Source organism: Aestuariivivens sediminis, assembly GCF_022662105.1.
GTDB classification, from domain to species: domain Bacteria; phylum Bacteroidota; class Bacteroidia; order Flavobacteriales; family Flavobacteriaceae; genus Aestuariivivens; species Aestuariivivens sediminis.
Map to the genome: position 1 here is coordinate 55,028 of NZ_JAKMCP010000009.1, position 15,647 is coordinate 70,674.

At 36.8% G+C, this 15,647-nt stretch carries 16 protein-coding genes and 1 tRNA gene; 9 read left to right on the top strand and 8 right to left on the bottom strand.

Annotated features, from left to right (window positions below; genetic code table 11):
- The first annotated feature begins 17 nt into the window (after nucleotides 1–17).
- The 5 genes from MR054_RS15945 (at nucleotide 18) to MR054_RS15965 (ending at nucleotide 3,710) form a co-directional block, all read left to right on the top strand.
- Complete coding sequence (locus MR054_RS15945; protein ID WP_242158857.1) at nucleotides 18–1,094, top strand: ABC transporter permease; 1,077 nt, start codon at nucleotides 18–20, stop codon at nucleotides 1,092–1,094.
- Between the two features lie 2 nt (nucleotides 1,095–1,096).
- Nucleotides 1,097–1,588, top strand: coding sequence for a TlpA family protein disulfide reductase (locus tag MR054_RS15950; protein ID WP_242158819.1), 492 nt, complete (start codon nucleotides 1,097–1,099; stop codon nucleotides 1,586–1,588).
- Between the two features lie 67 nt (nucleotides 1,589–1,655).
- Nucleotides 1,656–2,405, top strand: coding sequence for a triose-phosphate isomerase (gene tpiA, locus MR054_RS15955; protein ID WP_242158821.1), 750 nt, complete (start codon nucleotides 1,656–1,658; stop codon nucleotides 2,403–2,405).
- A gap of 160 nt (nucleotides 2,406–2,565) precedes the next feature.
- The gene (gene prmA / locus MR054_RS15960) at nucleotides 2,566–3,402 is read left to right on the top strand and encodes a 50S ribosomal protein L11 methyltransferase (RefSeq protein WP_242158823.1); all 837 of its coding nucleotides are present in this window, start codon (nucleotides 2,566–2,568) and stop codon (nucleotides 3,400–3,402) included.
- A 32-nt stretch (nucleotides 3,403–3,434) separates the two neighbouring features.
- Nucleotides 3,435–3,710: an ATP-dependent Clp protease adaptor ClpS gene (locus tag MR054_RS15965; RefSeq protein ID WP_242087439.1), complete on the top strand. Its 276-nt coding sequence runs from the start codon at nucleotides 3,435–3,437 to the stop codon at nucleotides 3,708–3,710.
- 99 nt (nucleotides 3,711–3,809) lie between these two features.
- Here the strand turns inward: MR054_RS15965 and MR054_RS15970 are convergent, their stop codons facing one another.
- From MR054_RS15970 to MR054_RS15990, 5 genes are all read right to left on the bottom strand, one after another.
- Nucleotides 3,810–5,222 carry an MBL fold metallo-hydrolase gene (locus tag MR054_RS15970; protein ID WP_242158824.1) on the bottom strand — a complete coding sequence of 471 codons (1,413 nt, stop codon included), beginning with the start codon at nucleotides 5,220–5,222 and terminating at the stop codon, nucleotides 3,810–3,812.
- Nucleotides 5,223–5,305: 83 nt separating this feature from the next.
- Complete coding sequence (locus MR054_RS15975) at nucleotides 5,306–6,097, bottom strand: sulfite exporter TauE/SafE family protein (protein WP_242087443.1); 792 nt, start codon at nucleotides 6,095–6,097, stop codon at nucleotides 5,306–5,308.
- Nucleotides 6,097–6,510, bottom strand: a complete 414-nt coding sequence (locus MR054_RS15980; protein WP_242158825.1) for a DUF6691 family protein — start codon at nucleotides 6,508–6,510, stop codon at nucleotides 6,097–6,099. The genes MR054_RS15975 and MR054_RS15980 overlap by 1 nt, the downstream gene beginning before the upstream one ends.
- Before the next feature lie 18 nt (nucleotides 6,511–6,528).
- Nucleotides 6,529–7,092 carry a YeeE/YedE family protein gene (locus MR054_RS15985; protein ID WP_242158826.1) on the bottom strand — a complete coding sequence of 188 codons (564 nt, stop codon included), beginning with the start codon at nucleotides 7,090–7,092 and terminating at the stop codon, nucleotides 6,529–6,531.
- 66 nt (nucleotides 7,093–7,158) lie between these two features.
- Nucleotides 7,159–7,791: a Crp/Fnr family transcriptional regulator gene (locus tag MR054_RS15990; protein ID WP_242087449.1), complete on the bottom strand. Its 633-nt coding sequence runs from the start codon at nucleotides 7,789–7,791 to the stop codon at nucleotides 7,159–7,161.
- Between the two features lie 82 nt (nucleotides 7,792–7,873).
- Between MR054_RS15990 and MR054_RS15995 the strand changes: the two genes are divergently transcribed.
- Nucleotides 7,874–7,947 (top strand) — tRNA-Arg (locus MR054_RS15995).
- 181 nt (nucleotides 7,948–8,128) lie between these two features.
- On the opposite strand, the gene MR054_RS16000 is transcribed toward MR054_RS15995, so the two are convergent.
- Nucleotides 8,129–8,281 carry an SsrA-binding protein gene (locus MR054_RS16000; RefSeq protein ID WP_242158827.1) on the bottom strand — a complete coding sequence of 51 codons (153 nt, stop codon included), beginning with the start codon at nucleotides 8,279–8,281 and terminating at the stop codon, nucleotides 8,129–8,131.
- A gap of 464 nt (nucleotides 8,282–8,745) precedes the next feature.
- A complete protein-coding gene (locus MR054_RS16005; RefSeq protein WP_242158828.1) occupies nucleotides 8,746–9,531 on the bottom strand; it encodes a hypothetical protein in 786 nt (261 codons plus the stop codon).
- Between the two features lie 263 nt (nucleotides 9,532–9,794).
- On the opposite strand from MR054_RS16005, the gene MR054_RS16010 reads away from it, so the two are divergent.
- Complete coding sequence (locus tag MR054_RS16010) at nucleotides 9,795–10,739, top strand: calcium/sodium antiporter (protein WP_242087454.1); 945 nt, start codon at nucleotides 9,795–9,797, stop codon at nucleotides 10,737–10,739.
- 111 nt (nucleotides 10,740–10,850) lie between these two features.
- On the opposite strand, the gene MR054_RS16015 is transcribed toward MR054_RS16010, so the two are convergent.
- A complete protein-coding gene (locus MR054_RS16015; RefSeq protein ID WP_242158830.1) occupies nucleotides 10,851–11,912 on the bottom strand; it encodes a glutamine synthetase beta-grasp domain-containing protein in 1,062 nt (353 codons plus the stop codon).
- 262 nt (nucleotides 11,913–12,174) lie between these two features.
- Here MR054_RS16015 and MR054_RS16020 point away from each other — a divergent pair, with 262 nt between their 5' ends.
- Together MR054_RS16020 and MR054_RS16025 are read left to right on the top strand one after the other, a co-directional pair.
- Nucleotides 12,175–14,361 carry a glutamine synthetase III family protein gene (locus MR054_RS16020; protein WP_242158831.1) on the top strand — a complete coding sequence of 729 codons (2,187 nt, stop codon included), beginning with the start codon at nucleotides 12,175–12,177 and terminating at the stop codon, nucleotides 14,359–14,361.
- Nucleotides 14,362–14,439: 78 nt separating this feature from the next.
- Complete coding sequence (locus tag MR054_RS16025; protein ID WP_242158832.1) at nucleotides 14,440–15,618, top strand: AIR synthase related protein; 1,179 nt, start codon at nucleotides 14,440–14,442, stop codon at nucleotides 15,616–15,618.
- Nucleotides 15,619–15,647: the final 29 nt, after the last annotated feature.

Here is a 15,647-nt window from a genome sequence, read left to right on the forward strand (position 1 = left end):
TAACGCGTCCTATACAACTGCTAAACTATTTTTTAAATAAAATTACTTACGCGATACTCACTTTGTTTGGAGTGATAACGGTTATATTTTTTTTATTTAATGTTCTTCCAGGTGACCCGGCACAAATGATGATGGGGCAAAATGACGACAGTGAACAATTAACTTTGGTAAGACAAAAATATGGATTTGATCAACCGGTAAGTATACAGTATTTATACTATCTAAACGATTTATCCCCTTTATCCTTGCATTCTCAAAGGCCAGAAGATTATACCTTTTTAAGGGATGGTAAATATCGTGCCCTGGTATTGTTTTCTTTTGGGAACATTAATGCCGTTTTAAAAACACCCTATTTGCGTGAATCCTTTACCAAACAGGGTAAAAAAGTCACAAAAGTGTTAGCTGAAACCTTGCCCAATACTGTTATTTTGGCCATATCGGCCATTATCATTGCTATAGTTATCGGACTTCTTTTAGGAATAATTTCGGCCTTGTTTAAAGATCAATGGTTGGATAAATCCATACAGGTGTTGAGCACAATGGGTATGAGTGTACCTTCATTTTTTAGTGCGATACTATTTGCGTGGGTATTCGGGTTTGTGCTCCATGAGTATACCCATTTAGAAATGACAGGGAGCTTATATGAATTGGATGACTTTGGAGAAGCCATGCATATTAAATGGAAAAACATCCTATTACCATCGGTGGTATTAGGTATTCGTCCTTTGGCGGTGGTTGTTCAATTGATGAGAAATTCTTTGTTAGAAGTCTTAAGTCAAGACTATATCCGAACCGCACGTGCGAAAGGGCTAAGTGAATTTCAAATCATAAAAAGGCATGCGGTAAAAAATGCTTTGAATCCTGTTGTTACGGCCATTTCGGGATGGTTTGCATCCATGTTGGCAGGGGCAGTCTTTGTGGAGTATATTTTTGGTTGGAATGGTTTGGGTAAGGAGATCGTAAATGCCCTTAATACTTTGGATCTACCCGTAATTATGGGAGCGGTCCTGGTCGTTGCCACGGTATTTGTAATGATTAATATTTTAGTCGACTTAATTTATGTATGGTTAGATCCCAAAGTAAAATTACAATAAATATGAAGAAAAAAACCTCCCTATTATTACTGTTAATCTGTTTTTATAGTTGTGATTTTGTAAACAAGAAAAAGTTTAATAAAGCAACTCTGGAGGACACATTTACGACTTTAGATGGTGGAACAAGAGATTTAGAAGCCATTTTACAGCCCCATAAAGGGAAAACCATTTTAATCGATATTTGGGCATCGTGGTGTAAGGACTGTTTAGTTGGGTTACCCCTGGTAAAAGATCTGCAATCCCGTTATAAAGATGTGGTCTACATCTTTTTGTCACTGGACCGAAGTGAAGAGGCCTGGAAAAAAGGGATTGAAAGGCATGGAGTGCAAGGGGAACATTACTTTATGTTTAAAGGGAAACAGGGACCTTTTGCCGATTTTGTAAAAATCGATTGGATTCCGAGATATATGGTAATAAATAAAGCGGGAAAAATAGAAATATTTAAAGCCATAAAAGCCGATGACAATAAGTTGTTAAAGGCGTTAAAAAAATAGTATTTTTGACAAATCATCATTAGATATAATAAAATAACCTTTACGCAAAGAGTCTAAGTTCATTATTATGAGAAAACAAATTGTTGCAGGAAACTGGAAAATGAATAACGATTTAGTTCAAACTGAAGCGTTGTTGATCAATTTAAAAAAACAAATACAAACGTCGAGTGCAGAAGTAATGGTAGCTCCAGCCTTTACCAATCTATACCATGCTTTTGAGTCTTTAAAAGGATTAAATATTGAAGTCATTGCACAGAACATGCATTATGCAGAAAATGGAGCATTCACTGGTGAAATAAGTGCGGGGATGTTAAAAAGTATTGGAGTGAATACGGTTATTTTGGGTCATAGTGAACGACGCGAGTATTTTAATGAAACGGATGAGGCGCTTGCCAAAAAAGTAGATACCGCATTAGACCACGATATGCGCATTATTTTTTGTTTTGGTGAAGAGTTGGCCGATAGGAAATCGGGAAATGAGGAAATGGTTGTGGCAAGTCAAATAAAAAATGCCCTATTCCACTTGCCGGGATGGAAATTTAAGGATATTATTCTCGCCTATGAACCTGTTTGGGCCATTGGTACCGGGGAAACTGCAACTCCTGAACAAGCACAGGACATGCATGCATTTATAAGAAAAACCTTGGCCAATCAGTTTGGATATGATATTGCCAATAGAGTTTCCATACTCTATGGTGGTAGTTGTAAACCAAGCAATGCTAAGGAACTTTTTACCAAACCGGATGTCGATGGCGGTTTAATAGGAGGTGCTTCATTAAATGCCGAAGATTTTTTTGCTATCGTCAATGCCTTTTAAATTTTAAGAGGCTAAGGGTAGTCAGGCCCACACCGTCTCCGCGTTCATCAGTTCATTCCAATATTCTCCTAACAGGAGTAAATGGTACTGGATTCAGGTCAAATGATTTGTCTCTGCCTGTATTTGATTACCATTCCATAAGAGCGAAAAATTGTTAGAAATGTCAAACGAAATCTATCTTGGATACCATTTTAAAGTGATGCCGCTGCAACCTGCGGTTGATATTTTGATTGCAGAATTGGGATCTGCCGGTTTTGAAAGCTTTGTTGAGACAGATACAGGTCTTACGGCTTATATTCAAAAGAAGGTCTTTTTTGAATCCATTTTGGAGGACATACACATTTTGAAATCGGACGAATTTGAAATAACTTACACTTTCGAAGAGATTGAACAGACGAATTGGAATGCCCAATGGGAAAAGAATTTCAATCCCATAGTTGTCGATGATGTGTGTACTGTCCGTGCACCTTTTCACGCCATACCAAACACGCCTTACGATATTATTATTGAACCTAAAATGAGCTTTGGAACAGGGCATCACGAAACGACCCACCTGATGATTCAGCATATTTTAAATAATAATTTTAAGAATAAGTCATTATTGGATATGGGTTGTGGAACTGGGGTTTTAGCCATTTTGGCTGAAAAAAAGGGAGCTAAACCTATAGACGCTGTAGATTATGATCATTGGTGCTACCTGAACAGTATTGAAAATGTTGAGCGTAACGACTGTAAGGCCATAACCGTAATTGAGGGTGATGCCTCTGTATTGAAACCTAAGACATACGATATCATTCTAGCCAATATCAATAGGAATATTTTGCTTCAGGACATGGCAACATACGTATCCTGTTTAAATCCTAAAGGAATGTTGTTTGTAAGTGGGTTTTATAATGAGGATCTTCCTGCTGTGCAAGCGGAATGCGAAAAGCATTTGTTAAAGTTTGAAGAAAAATTGGAACGGAACAATTGGGTTTCTTTAAAATTTTTAAATTAGTAATGATAAATGTCTGAAAATGAAATAAAATCATGAGTTCAAAAGAAAAAACGTTAGAAGATATATTACTCAAAGAGAAGGTTGGTACGCAGAATGAGATTGTCCTATATAACGACGATGTTAATACCTTTGATCATGTTATTGAGACCCTTATTTATGCTTGTGACCATACAGCAGAACAGGCTGAACAATGTTCTATAATTGTACATTATAAGGGTAAATGCACGGTTAAGACCGGATCCTATAATGATTTAAAGCCCCGTTGTACCATGCTATTGGATGCGGGATTGAGCGCAGAAATTATTTGATGTTCTTATCGAAGGACAATACATCATGGAAGCAGGTTGTTCATTAATCCTCATTGACGAGATACCTGAATATGGGTCATAACGGCATACCTTATAACTTTATTCCAGCGTTGAGGGGCAAACATAATTGGTTTTAGGTAAATTGGTTTTTTTCAACGCGTCAAAGCCACCGGCAATATCAATAACGTCAAAACCTCGGGCTTTTAAAATGGAAGCGGCAATTACAGATCGATATCCTCCGGCACAATGCACGTAATAGGTTTTGTCTTTATCAATGGCACTCATATTGTCATTAATAAAATCAAGAGCAAAATGTTGTACATGTTTGCCTTTTAAATGTTCGGATTGGTATTCGCCATCTTTTCTAACATCCAGGGTATAATCTGCTCCATGTTTTATACGTTCTACATACGCATTGGCAGAAATGGACTCTATATGTTCAATGTCCTTACCAGCATTGATCCATGCCTGAATGCCTCCATCCAAATACCCTAAGGTGTTGTCATAGCCTACACGCGATAAGCGCGTAACCGTTTCTTTTTCCTTACCTTCTGGTGTTACCAATAAAATAGGTTGTTTCAGGTCCGTAATCAAGGCCCCGACCCATGGCGCAAAACTACCATGAAGTCCAATAGAAATGGAGTTGGGTATATGAGCCTGAACAAATTCCTTTTCAGATCTAACATCGAGAACCAAAGCTCCTTCCTGGTTTGCTATTGCTTCGAAAATTTCAGGATCCAAAGGCGTGTCCCCTTTTTTGAGAACGGTTTCAAATTCATCATAACCTGATTTATTCATCATGGCATTTTTGGCAAAATACTGAGGTGGGGGTAAGATGCCATTTAAGACTTCATCGATAAATTCCTCGCGAGTCATATCGGCCCGTAAAGCATAATTTGTTTTCTTTTGCTCGCCTAAAATACCAACGGTTTCCTTACTTAAATTTTTACCACAAGCGGAACCAGCACCATGAGCCGGATATACAATAACATCATCTGGCAATGGCATAATCTTAGTTCTCAATGAGTCGAATAACATTCCTGCCAAATCTTCTTTGGTTAAATCAGACTTGATGGCTAAATCGGGACGACCAACATCCCCCAGGAATAAGGTGTCCCCGGAAAAAATGGCATGTTCCTTACCTTGCTCATCAAATAAAAGAAAAGTTGATGATTCTAAGGTGTGTCCCGGGGTGTGCAGTACTTTAATACGGACATCGCCTAACTTAAACACTTCGTTATCCTTTGCTTCATGAATGTCATAATTTGTTTTGGCACCGGGACCATAAATAATAGTTGCTCCAGTTTTTTTAGCTAAATCCACATGCCCGGATACAAAGTCGGCATGAAAGTGAGTTTCAAAAATATATTTAATTTTTGCATGTTCCTTTTTCGCTTTATCCACATATTGCTGGGTCTCTCTAAGTGGATCCACTATAGCCACTTCGCCATTTGATTCGATATAATAGGCCCCCTGGGCTAAGCAACCGGTGTATATTTGTTCTATTTTCATAATTAGTTTTTTATATTCAAACCATTTGCCTTCAAAAATAATTGAATCGCATGCAATGTTTTGTGACCTTTGTCACATAGGTTTTAGTTTATCTCTTTGTAAATAATATATATTGCCATTAGCAAGGTAAAAAGACCAAATCCTTTTTTTAATTTTTCTCCACTAATAAATTTAGAAAGAAATCCCCCTAATAAAATACCCATAATAGAAATTAATGTAAATATAAGAAGGAAAAGCCATTCAATTTCTAAGGTTTGTATATCTCCTGAAAATCCTATTAAAGAATTAATGGTAACTATTACCAAGGAGGTACCCACAGCTTTCTTCATGGGGATATTGGCCCAAAGCACCAGGGCAGGGACGTATAAAAATCCACCTCCTGCACCAATTACTCCAGTTATAGTTCCAATAATTACACCTTGAAGAAATGTTTTATAATAGCTTTGCTTTTTCTTTTTCAAATCTGTTATGGCCGTTGTTTTAATCATGGAAACAGAAGCAATGAGCATAATGAGAGAAAAGAATATCATTATAGCCATATCCTTTGTGAAGTCATAATGGCCAATTGTAAAGAGGGTTTCAGGAATATTATGTACCAAATATCGTCTCGACAAGTAAACGGCCAAAAAGGAAGGAAAGGAAAAGGCGAGGCCGACTTTAAAGTCTACTAACTTTTTTTTATGTTTTTGATAGGTACCAACTAATGAGGTTGTGCCGACCACAAAAAGAGAGTATGCTGTGGCCGTAACCGGATTATATCCCAAAAGGTAAACCAACAGCGGTACGGTTAGAATAGAGCCTCCACCACCGATTAGACCCAGAACCAGACCAACAATAAGCGCACCGATATAGCCTAAAAGATGGTTGCTATCCATTAGTGAGGTAATTTATCTTTTAAAATACCATATAAAAAGGTTCCTAAAACGGCAGCAGCAATAACAATGAGCATACTGAACACACCTGTACCAAGTAAGATATACATAGGCCCGGGGCAAGCCCCAATTAATGCCCAGCCCAACCCAAAAATGCTACCGCCTACAAGGGTTCTAATAAATCCTTCTTCCTTTTTTGGAACAAAGAGATCTACGCCCTCCAGGTTTTTTAAATGAGCTTTTTTTGAAAGTTGCAAAAACAGGATTCCCGATGCAATGGCAGTTCCGATAATGCCATACATATGTATGGATTGAAACCGAAACATCTCGTAAATGCGGTACCAGGAAACGGCTTCAGATTTGACCAAAACGATTCCAAAGAATATACCAACCAATAAAAATTTTGAATATTTCACTTTTATAAATTTATGTCGTTAGGAGTTGAAGATTAGTGGCAAGATAACATTGGCCATGATTAGACCACCTATAAAGAAACCAATAACAGCCAATAAGGATGGTTTCTGTAAACTGCTTAAACCGGTAATAGCATGACCGGAAGTACAACCACCTGCATAGCGTGTTCCAAAGCCCACCAGGAATCCGCCAATAATGAGCAATAAAAGACCTTTAGTAGTACTTACAGCTTCCCAGTTATACATTTCGTTAGGTACCAGATTGGCCCCTGAATTGGAAAACCCCATGGTTTTAAGTTCTTCAATCGTAATGGGATTCAAATCTGTTTTACTGTCGTTCGATAAATATTGTGTCGCGATAAATCCACCAATAACAGCGCCGATAACCACTGTTAAATTCCAGGATTGATCCTTCCAATTGAACCTAAAAAAGTTGGAAAATTTTCCAGCTCCACCAATTGCGCAGAACGTTCTCAAGTTTGTGGACATTCCAAAGGTTTTTCCGAAATAGAGCAGTAAAGCCATTACAAGGGCAATTAGAGGGCCAGAAATGAACCAGGGCCAGGGATTTAATATGAATTCCATAAAACGTTGTTATTTAGTTTTTTTTAAAAAATCAATTTTTTATTTGGTAAAGTGCGATACGTTAGGTTATAATAATAATTCAATTTTATTTCTACTTAATTTAATCTTATGCTCATTTTCCAATTGTTTCAACAATCTGGAGATGACAACCCTTGAGGTATGCAAATCTTCGGCAATATCTTGATGTTTTACGATGATGCTCTTTGAATTATTTAGCTGGGATTTATTCCGTAAATACTTATACAGACGTTCATCCATTTTCATGAATGCAATATTGTCAATAGCATCCAACATTTCATCAAAGCGCATTTGATAGCTTTCCAGAATGAAAATCCTCCAACTTTCATTATTATTAAACCATTCCAGCATATTTTGGACAGGAACCATTATCAAAGTGGACTCTTTTTCTGCTACAGCCCTTATTTTACTTTTTGATGTTCCCATGCAGCAGGTCAGTGACATGGTACATGTTTCTCCAGCTTCCAAAAAATAAATGAGTAACTCATTACCTTCATTATCCTCTCTGAGTATTTTAATATGTCCGGAAAGTAAAAGCGGTATAAATTTAAGGGTTTCGCCAATATCTATTATAATGTCGTTCTTTTCAAAAGATTGTAAAAGGCCAATTTTAGAGATCTCCTCAATCAGGTTTTCGTCCAGGATATGACCGTATTTTTCTAATAATAATGCTTTATCCATATTCAAAAATAATGAATTGAAATTTGAAATAATTATTTGGAGAAGTTTTAATAAATATACTATATTTGCACCCACTTTAAAAGGCCACGTGGCGCAACTGAATAGCGCACTTGATTACGGCTCAAGAGGTTCCAGGTTTGAATCCTGGCGTGGTCACGAATAAATAAAAAACCAAACGTTAAATTAAGCTTTCTTGAATTTATAAGTTTGGTTTTTTTATTTTCAAAGCGGAGCTTTTCAGGATGTATCAAAACAAATCCTGGCGTGGTCACAAATGAGTAAAGACTTTCAAGAGATTGAAGGTCTTTTTTGAATGAACGACACATGTATATAGAAACTAGTCCAATGCATTTTTCGTTACGAAATACCGCCACCCTATAATAGCTAATTGTAATTTGCTTGCTTTTGCTAAATCTAAATGCTTTTTTGAATAACTTGGGAGTATAGCTTTATTAAACTTTGCCAAAATTTTAAATACTTGCCTTTTCATGTATTAAAACTTTCTTTTAGAAAGTAAAAATAGTAAAACTTATTCTAGACTAAGCTTTACTTTTTTTTAGATAATAATCGATAGGATAAAATCAATTATTATTTCGGCAAGTGTGATCATAAGGTTTTGTTTTAAGGTTAATAAAATATACTTTGCTTCTTGATTGAGTTTTCAATATATATTTTATTTGCCCCTTATTCCTAATGATCTAACGGAAATTAATGGATTTGAATACAGATCTGTAAGTAAAAATGCGAGATAAGCTTTAATAAATAAATTGTCGTCTACGATAAAGTTTTAAATCGTAATTAAAAATGAATCTTATAATTATAATTTGAAATAATTGTAGGCGATTTTTAGACTAAATTTTTAAAGCTCAGGTTGATTTTATCGAAAAAAAGCCATATTCCGGTGATTTCATCTTTCGTTTAAATTTTAACTTTACATTAAGTAGTCCTTTAAAGCTATTTTTTTGAAGTGGCGACAATAGCACCATCTTTGGCTTTGTCTCCATAAATACTCATGGCAATGTTTGGGCTTAACGTTTCTACGTCTTCCAATTGATCTGTTTCGGCTAAATTATTAAGTGTTTCAAAATTGCTTTCCTTCCCGTTTATGATAATGAGTTTATCCAAATCAGGGTTATCAATAAACTTATATTTAGAACGCTTTGGGATAACCGTATTAAAGCCCTGTTGCATCTGTTCCATGAGTTTCTGGATATCGGCATGTTCTTTTAAAAAAATGCTGTCATTGCTACTTCTAAAAAAATCCTGAAAGTTAAACGATCTTAGGGATTGACCAAAAATGGAGTCATTTGGAAATCCCAGCGTAATATTTGGAAAATTAAATGAAGACATGGCGTGGTTTGGTCGGTCACCTTGGTTAATAAATAAGGTGCCATCCTTAATACCGAATGTGAGTTTCGACATGGGCAGATTACCGGAAAATTCACTACTCACTGTTTGTGAACCATTTTTATCCTCTAATGTAACACGAATTCCGGTTAACTCCTCATTTTCATTTCTTTTAATTTTAGAAAATGTAACAATTACATCATGTTCTGAGAGCATGGCTTTCACCTCTTCCAAATCGGTGTCGGAGGTTTTGTTATCTATGGTAATGATGACATCTTCGGTTTGGATGGACTTTAAATTTACGGTATTTGCAAAATTGTTAAGCGGGATGCATATGACGGATATAAGAAGAAAAAAGCCCAACCCATTTTTAAAAATACGTTTTGTTTTCATAATCTTATCGTTTTGATTTTTGTATATATCAAAATTAAAGTGTAATTAATTAGGGCGGTAAATTTTAACCAAATTTTATAATCGAATGTTAACAAGTGTGAAATCCTGCCATGAATTTATGGCTATACGCATCTTGAGTTAAGAATGCAATTAATTTTTCCTGTAATGGAAACATACAGTAGATTTAATCAGCGGTGTAAAATCTTTTAACTTTTAACTTTGTAACGATTAACTTTCAATTATATTCGCAAAAAACAAAGACGATGAGTTTACTATGGGTTATACTTGGCTTTATATTATTAATAATAGGCGGGGAGTATTTGGTTCGATCTTCTGTGGCACTGTCCTTTAAGTTTAAAATTTCCAAGATGGTCATAGGGATGACCGTCGTTTCTTTTGCGACCTCAACACCTGAATTATTGGTGAGTTTGCAAGCTGCTTTAAAGGGGTCGCCTGCCATTGCTATTAATAATGTGGTGGGGTCTAATATCGCAAATATTGGTTTGGTGCTTGGAATTGCGGCTTTGGTGGGATCTATAGGCGTTGATAGATCATTTTATAAAGTGAATTGGCCGGTTATGATGATTTTTTCATTGGGACTTTACTATTTTTTATATAATGATAATGTTCTTACGGAGATAGAAGGAGCGGCGCTATTTTTGGCATTGATTTTATTTTTACTGTATCTCATAGGGGGATTAAAAAAGGATAAAGATGTGGATGCCGTTGATGACGAATTGGCAATTTCATCCAATTTTAAAATTTTTATATGGCTGGTTCTTGGAGGTATTGCTTTATATTTTGGTAGTGATTGGTTGGTATATGGTGCGAAGGAAATCGCAAAATCTATCGGTGTAAGTGATGCGGTTATAGGGGTCTCTTTGGTAGCTGTTGGAACCAGTGTTCCAGAGTTGGCAGCATCGGTCATAGCAGCGGCAAAAAAAGAAAAGGCCATTTCCTTGGGGAATTTAATTGGGTCTAATATTTTTAATATTGGTTCTGTTTTGGGATTGACCGCATTAATAAAACCAATTGATGTTACAGAACCTAAAATTTTAACAAGCGATATGATTTGGATGCTTGGGTTTGCAGCCATATTGTTGCCCATGGTGTTTGTGAAGGAAAAGTTTCAAATAAGTCGGGTTAAAGGATTTTTCTTGGTGTTTGCTTATGGTCTTTTTATCTTTTTGGTGTTTTCCATGAAATAAACATTAAACCATTTGATGTACTGCGTAATTTGAGCGATGTGACCCTGTTAAAATAAAAAAAGACCACCAATTGGCAGTCTTTTTTATTATGAACAAAATAATCTTTTCAGATTATGCCTTTGCCGAATTAAGTGTTTCAGCTGCTTCAGCGGTTATGTTAGCCGACTTAACTGTTTTGATAATTCTTGCAGCGATTTTGTATGGATCACCGTTGGATGCAGGACGACGGTCCTCTAACCAGCCTTTGTATCCTCTTTCAACCGTTGCAATTGGAATTCGTATGGAAGCGCCTCTGTCGGAAACTCCATAAGTAAAGTCAGTAATGGCAGCAGTTTCATGGAGCCCGGTTAAACGTTGATCGTTAAATTCACCATAAACTTCTATATGTTCTTTCACTACCGGACGGAAAGCTTCACAAATCTTTTCATAGATCGCTTTAGAACCACAAGTTCTCAATGTAGAGTTAGAGAAGTTAGCATGCATGCCGGAACCATTCCAGTCCATGTCCCTACCTAGTGGTTTTGGATGATATTCAATGTAATAGTTGTATTTTTCTGTTAATCGGTCTAATAAATATCTAGCAATCCAGATTTCATCACCAGCTTGTTTTGCGCCTTTTGCGAATAATTGGAATTCCCATTGGCCACATGCGACTTCCTGGTTGATGCCTTCAAAATTCAATCCGGCTTCAATACATAAATCGGCATGTTCTTCAACCAATTTACGACCATGTGTATTCAAACCACCTACAGAACAATAGTACATACCCTGTGGTTTCGGATAACCACCACGTGGGAAGCCTAAAGGTAATTCAGTTTCAACATCCATGATAAAATATTCTTGCTCAAAACCAAACCAAAAATCATCATCCTCATCGTCAATAGTAGCTCTACCATTTGAAGGGTGAGGTGTACCATCTGCATTTAATACCTCCGTCATAACCAGCCATCCATTTTTTCTTTCAGGATCTGGATATATCGCTACTGGTTTTAACACACAGTCTGAAGATCCGCCTTCTGCCTGTTGGGTAGATGATCCATCAAATGACCAATTTCCAATTTCTTCTAACGTTCCTTGAAAGTTTTCGTGCTCTTCTACTTTGGTTTTACTCCTCATGTTCTGAGTCGGATGGTATCCGTCTAACCAAATGTATTCTAATTTAATTTTTGCCATAATGAATAGTTAATAATTAATAGATTAAATAATAATCGACACAAATATAGTTTTTTATATAGATACTTTAAATTTTGAGGGGGTATTTGTTTAAATTGGTAAGTTATTTTTGTTTAACCCCCAATTTTTTTAGGAGTATTTTAAAAAAATTTAATTATTTTAATATAAAATTGAAGAATTCTTAAAAAGAATAATTTAAAAATAGCATCAAAATTCGCTCGCTATATTTACTTTTGTGTTTTCAATTAATTCTATCTAAAATATGTCAACATTACGATTTCATGCTATTAAAGAATCCTTATCGCACAGTTCTAAAGTTGTTTTGGATAATGAGAGGCGTTCCAATTTATTTGGGCGAAATGTGTTTAATGAACATACCATGAAGCAATACCTTACCAAGGACGCTTTCGAAGGGGTAATGAATGCGATATGGCATGGAAAAAAAATCGACAGGAATATTGCCGATCAAGTGGCGTCATCCATGAAGGAATGGGCTTTATCCAAGGGGGTGACCCATTATACCCATTGGTTCCAGCCTTTAACAGGTGCAACCGCTGAAAAGCATGACGCTTTTTTTGAGACTACAACTTCAGGATTATCCATTGAGAAGTTCGAAGGGTCTCAGTTAGTACAACAAGAACCGGATGCGTCGAGTTTTCCCAGTGGTGGTATTCGAAATACCTTCGAAGCACGAGGCTATACCGCCTGGGATCCTACCTCACCCGCATTTATATATGGAACAACCTTATGTATTCCAACGATTTTTGTAGCCTATACCGGAGAAGCACTGGACTATAAAACGCCTTTATTAAGAGCACTTCATGCCGTTGATGATGCCGCAACGGCGGTTTGCAAGTATTTCGATAAAAATGTTAGAAAGGTGACTTCCTCTTTAGGATGGGAGCAAGAGTACTTTTTAGTCGATAAGCTTTTGGCATCCAGTCGACCCGACTTAATTTTAACAGGCCGGACACTCCTGGGTCACTCTTCGGCAAAAGGACAGCAGTTGGATGATCATTATTTTGGTTCCATTCCGTCACGGGCTTTAAACTTTATGCGCGACTTAGAAAATGAATGTATGCTTTTGGGTATTCCGGTGAAAACCAGGCATAATGAAGTAGCTCCTAACCAATTTGAATTGGCTCCAATATATGAAGAAGCCAATCTTGCGGTAGATCATAATTCGTTGCTAATGGATATTATGGGACGAGTTGCCTCAAATCATAAATTTAAGGTTTTACTTCACGAAAAACCCTTTGCAGGCGTAAATGGTTCTGGAAAGCACAATAATTGGTCGCTATCCACAGATACTGGGGTTAATTTATTGTCGCCCGGCAAAACGCCCATGAGTAATTTGCAATTTCTTACCTTTTTTATCAACACCATTAAAGCGGTTCATGAACATGAAGCCCTATTAAGAGCTGCCATAGCTTCTGCCGGTAATGACCATAGACTTGGGGCTAATGAAGCTCCTCCTGCTATAATATCCGTATTTATTGGTGCGCAATTAACAAGTGTACTGGAAGAGTTGGAAGGGGTTACAAAAGGTAAATTGTCGCCTCAAGAAAAAACGGAATTAAAGTTAAACGTTGTAGGGAAGATTCCTGATGTTCTTTTGGATAATACCGACAGGAACAGAACATCTCCTTTTGCCTTTACGGGTAATAAATTCGAATTTCGGGCCGTAGGGTCCACTGCGAATTGTGGTAGTCCGATGACCGTTTTAAATACTATCGTTGCAAAGCAGTTGCTCGACTTTAAGGTTGAAGTTGATAAACTCATTGATGCCAAAGGATTTAAGAAAGATGAAGCCATATTTAATGTCCTCCGGGAGTATATTAAATCCTGTAGATCCATATTGTTTGAAGGGAATGGTTATGATGAAGCATGGCAAAAGGAGGCCCAAAAACGAGGACTTAGTAATAATAAAACCACGCCTGAGGCCTTAAAGGCTAAAGTTTCTAATGCCTCGATAACCCTATTTGAAAACATGAAGGTGATGAGTGAGGTTGAAAGCCGAGCCCGTTACGAGATCGAGGTAGAATCCTATATTATGCACATTCAAATAGAAAGTCGTGTATTGGGCGATATTGCGCGTAACCATGTGGTGCCTACCGCGGTTAAATACCAAAATATTCTTATAGAAAATGTTAAAGGGCTTAAAGAAATTTTCGATACAAATTTTATTGAGGTCGCTAAGGAACAGATGAATTTAATAGAAGAAATTTCAGGACATATCGCTGGTATTAATGCCAATGTAACAAAAATGATTGATGAACGTAAGAAAGCAAATGTTTTAAAGGATATCGAAAAGAAAGCGGAACGCTATTGTTTTTATGTTAAACCATTGTTTGATGACATTCGCTATCATTGTGACAAATTAGAATTGTTGGTCGACGATGAACTATGGCCTCTTACTAAGTACAGGGAATTGTTATTTACGAGATAAACGGTATAAATTTAAAATCTCATAATAAAGGCTATTTTTTTCACTCAAAACGGTAAATTTGCACCTCAAACCAGGAGAATGAGTCAAGAAATTTCTAAACGCTATGCCCAAAGAGGGGTTTCGGCCTCAAAAGAGGATGTGCATAATGCCATTAAAAACATAGACAAAGGGTTATTTCCAAAAGCATTTTGTAAGATTGTTCCCGATTATCTTACTAATGATGATGATTACTGCTTAATCATGCATGCCGATGGCGCAGGAACAAAGTCCGCTTTAGCCTATATGTACTGGAAGGAAACGGGGGATCTTTCGGTTTGGAAAGGTATTGCACAAGACGCCTTAATAATGAACATAGATGATTTGTTGTGTGTTGGTGCTACCGATAATATTATTCTCTCATCAACCATTGGGCGTAATAAAAATGTAGTTCCGGGAGAAGTTATTTCTGCAATTATAAATGGAACCGAGGAGTTGATCTCAGAATTGAAAGAATTTGGGATACATATTCATTCAACGGGTGGTGAAACGGCCGATGTTGGCGATCTCGTACGTACGATTATAGTCGATTCCACGGTAACGGCAAGAATGAAACGCAGTGACGTGATCAATAATGCCAATATTCAAGTGGGCGATGTTATCGTAGGATTGGAAAGCTTCGGGCAGGCCAGTTATGAATCGTCATATAATGGTGGCATGGGAAGCAATGGATTGACTTCCGCGCGTCATGATGTATTTCATAAGTATCTGGCTGAAAAATATCCGGAAAGTTTTGATGCAGCCGTGCCACGGGACTTAGTGTACTCGGGAAATATCCGATTAACCGATGACATTGAAAATTCTCCAATAGATGCGGGAAAGTTAGTCTTGTCGCCAACGCGAACCTATGCACCCATCATTAAACAGATTTTAATGAAATACAATAGTGAACTTATTCATGGTATGGTGCATTGTTCCGGAGGAGCACAAACTAAAATACTTCATTTTATTGACGAATTTCATGTGATAAAAGATAATTTGTTCGAGATCCCCCCGTTATTCAAATTAATACAATCACAAAGTAAAACGAATTGGAAAGAAATGTATCAGGTTTTTAATTGTGGGCACAGGATGGAATTATATGTGAGTCCACAAGTTGCAGACGACATTATTACTATTTCAAAATCCTTTAAGGTAAATGCTAAAGTTATAGGGCGAGTTGAAGCTTCAAAAGAAAAAAAGCTTACCATAAAAAGTGAGTTTGGAGAGTTTGTTTACTAGAAACCGGTGTGCCGAAATAAATTGGAATG

Coding starts and splice junctions, on each gene's coding strand:
- MR054_RS16020 (WP_242158831.1), top strand. CDS start 12,175: ATGTCAACATTACGATTTCATGCTATTAAAGAATCCTTATCGCACAGT.
- MR054_RS16000 (WP_242158827.1), bottom strand. CDS start 8,281: ATGAAAAGGCAAGTATTTAAAATTTTGGCAAAGTTTAATAAAGCTATA.
- MR054_RS15975 (WP_242087443.1), bottom strand. CDS start 6,097: ATGGATAGCAACCATCTTTTAGGCTATATCGGTGCGCTTATTGTTGGT.
- MR054_RS15950 (WP_242158819.1), top strand. CDS start 1,097: ATGAAGAAAAAAACCTCCCTATTATTACTGTTAATCTGTTTTTATAGT.
- MR054_RS15990 (WP_242087449.1), bottom strand. CDS start 7,791: ATGGATAAAGCATTATTATTAGAAAAATACGGTCATATCCTGGACGAA.
- tpiA (WP_242158821.1), top strand. CDS start 1,656: ATGAGAAAACAAATTGTTGCAGGAAACTGGAAAATGAATAACGATTTA.
- MR054_RS15970 (WP_242158824.1), bottom strand. CDS start 5,222: ATGAAAATAGAACAAATATACACCGGTTGCTTAGCCCAGGGGGCCTAT.
- MR054_RS15965 (WP_242087439.1), top strand. CDS start 3,435: ATGAGTTCAAAAGAAAAAACGTTAGAAGATATATTACTCAAAGAGAAG.
- MR054_RS16015 (WP_242158830.1), bottom strand. CDS start 11,912: ATGGCAAAAATTAAATTAGAATACATTTGGTTAGACGGATACCATCCG.
- MR054_RS16005 (WP_242158828.1), bottom strand. CDS start 9,531: ATGAAAACAAAACGTATTTTTAAAAATGGGTTGGGCTTTTTTCTTCTT.
- prmA (WP_242158823.1), top strand. CDS start 2,566: ATGTCAAACGAAATCTATCTTGGATACCATTTTAAAGTGATGCCGCTG.
- MR054_RS16010 (WP_242087454.1), top strand. CDS start 9,795: ATGAGTTTACTATGGGTTATACTTGGCTTTATATTATTAATAATAGGC.
- MR054_RS16025 (WP_242158832.1), top strand. CDS start 14,440: ATGAGTCAAGAAATTTCTAAACGCTATGCCCAAAGAGGGGTTTCGGCC.
- MR054_RS15985 (WP_242158826.1), bottom strand. CDS start 7,092: ATGGAATTCATATTAAATCCCTGGCCCTGGTTCATTTCTGGCCCTCTA.